Source organism: Methanosaeta sp. UBA458, from assembly GCF_002496085.1.
In the GTDB taxonomy this organism is placed as follows: Archaea; Halobacteriota; Methanosarcinia; order Methanotrichales; family Methanotrichaceae; genus Methanothrix; species Methanothrix soehngenii.
In genome coordinates this window covers 1-2,560 of the sequence record NZ_DAIK01000092.1, presented here as the reverse complement: position 1 = coordinate 2,560, position 2,560 = coordinate 1, and the positions used below count along the sequence as shown (strand labels likewise).

Genomic DNA, 2,560 nt, shown 5'->3' with positions numbered 1-2,560 from the left:
CCGACCAGGCCGGAAAAGAGGAACAAGGGAGCGCTGCTCATTCTTCGGGACGAATGATAGACCGCAGCAGCGATAGCAATCAAGAAGATGCCGCCTAGCCACTCCCGAAAGTATGCAAAGAGGATAAGGGATGGTAGACCGACCAGAGCTATTGAGATCTGGAGCCATCTTGCCCCCTTCACCTGATCCAGATAGATGGCCATTCCAACCATTCCTGCAATAGCGAGATGAATGAACAGAATTCCGCCCGCTCCGGGAGAGATGAGATACCCATACTCTGCCTGGCGGCCAAAGGAGGCAAGGGAGGTCAAGAGAGCCACCAGACCTATGGCCAGAGAAAAAATGCTGGCCAGAACTCCAGGAATGGCCAGTAGAGGGCTGCGGACCTGGGACGTGGAATGCATCAGCAGTCTGGTAATGCAGTCAGGAACTTAAGATTATTGCCACCTGGGATGGGGTAATGGCTTTTCAGCCTTTCAGTGCTTCAGGACGCCGCTGACCCAGATCCCTTTCCGTCTCTTTCTTCTTCTTCTTCGACTGCCGCGGGGGACGGGTGATGAAGTAGGTATAACCCTTGAGGGTGCGGTTCAGCTCTGCTTCGATCTGCTCCAGCTCTCGCTTGCGGATGCTCTCTTTTCTGGTCACGCAGCGGTCCATGATCTCCCAGATGTAGTCCTTGGTCTCGTAGTTGAAGAAATCCAGCAATTTTTTGCAGGTGTCGCCCTCCACCTTCTGGCAGATATACCACTCGCCATCCTCTGCCATGACATGCACCTCATGAGCGCAGCCCAGAAGGTTATGAAAATCTCCCAGGGTATCCTGATATGCTCCCAGGAGGAAGATGCCCAGATAATAGTCCTGGTTCTCCAGCAGGGGATGCATCTCCAGGTACTCCAGGCCCTCGCTGTCTCCAGCATACCTCTTGATCTCCCCGTCTGAATCGCAGGTGATATCCACGATCCTGCCCCGTTCGCTGGGCATCTCATCCAGGCGGTGCAGAGGAATGGTTGGGAATATCTGTTCCACCCCCCACATGTCTGGAACGGACTGGAAGAGAGAGAAGTTGCCGATATACTTCTGGCTGACCAGCTTTTTCAGCTCTAAAAACTCATCGGACTCGTCCCCTGCCTCCTTGGCCAGGAATGCCGCCTTTTTGCAGACCATCCAGAATAGGGTCTCGCCCTTGGCCCTCTCCTCAAGGCCGATGTTCCCCAGATTGAAGGAGTCGTAAAGCTCGTCTCTATACTGCAGAGCATCATGGTAGTGCTCCTTGTAGTTATCGATGTTGATCTCTTTGAAGGCGCTGCAGAGGTCATCGATCTGCATGGGTGCCTCATCATCCGGGGGCCGGAGAGGGGAGCTTTTGGCGTTCTTTCTGCCGATTATCTTGAAGATGAGCATGCTGTGGTAGGCGGCGATGGCCCTTCCACTCTCGGAGACTATGGTGGGACAGGGAACCTCCTCATCATCACAGATCTTCTGCACCGTATAGACGATGTCGTTCGCGTACTCCTGCAGAGAATAGTTGGCGCTGGAAGGGGTAGCGGTGTTCGAGCCGTTGTAGTCCACAGAGAGGCCGCCGCCCACATTCAGATACTCGATATCGGCCATCTTTCGCGCTTTGGCATAAACCCTCGCCGCCTCGTTCATTGCGTTCTTGACCGTCCGGATGTCGGTGATCTGCGAGCCGATATGGAAGTGGAGCATCTTCAGGCTGCTAGTAAGCCCTCTCTCCTCGAGGATTCTCATCAATTCCAGGGCCTCGCTGGTAGAGAGGCCGAACTTGGCAGACTCCCCACCCGACTCCACCCACCGGCCGGAGCCGCGGGCAAAGAGCTTCACCCTCATCCCGACTCTTGGCACCACGCCCATGGCATCGGCGTACTTCAGGATGTCGTAGATCTCCTCGAAAAGGTCTACCACTATGATTATATTGTTCAGATTGTGAATGCTCAGGGCGAGGCGGAGATAATCCTCATCCTTGTAGCCATTGCAGATCAGGGGAGCATATCTTGGCAGGCCCAAAGAGAGAGCGGCCAGTAGCTCTGCCTTGGTTCCCACCTCCATACCGATCTTATGCTTGGCTCCGTACTTGATGATATACTCGATGACCTCTTTTCTCTGGTTGACCTTCATGGGAAAGATGGGCTGATAAGTGCCGGAATAATTGAACTCCTCTATAGCTCCCATAAATGCGCCTGTGATCTCATCTATCCGGTCCTCCAGCATCTGGGGAAAGCGGAGGAGGACGGGGAACTCCAGATCCCTGGATTTCTCTATCTCCTCAATGAGATCCATGATATCCACGGATTGATACAAATTCTTATTGGGAAGAACGACGACATTTCCCTTCTCGTTAACAGAAAAATAGCCGTTGCCCCATTTTTCTATTCCGTAGAGCTCAATAGAATCCTCAGCTTTCCACATAGATCTCCGCCTTCTTCATCTGCTGTCTGCCCCCAGATCCCTGTATGCCTTCATCTGCTGCCATCCCCTGCCTGCCAGTCAAAATCACAATCATCTAGCATTTAGACTCTGCATTCTCGTGATGCGGAGCCCG

At 53.4% G+C, this 2,560-nt stretch carries 2 protein-coding genes; both read right to left on the bottom strand.

The genetic code is table 11. The features are described from left to right. On the bottom strand, positions 1-404 hold a 404-nt coding region (locus tag BP822_RS06320; protein WP_286877994.1), incomplete at its 3' end, for a hypothetical protein. Between the two features lie 64 nt (positions 405-468). Further along, the gene (speA, locus tag BP822_RS06315; RefSeq protein ID WP_013720479.1) at positions 469-2,427 is read right to left on the bottom strand and encodes a biosynthetic arginine decarboxylase; all 1,959 of its coding nucleotides are present in this window, start codon (positions 2,425-2,427) and stop codon (positions 469-471) included. Positions 2,428-2,560 lie beyond the last annotated feature (133 nt).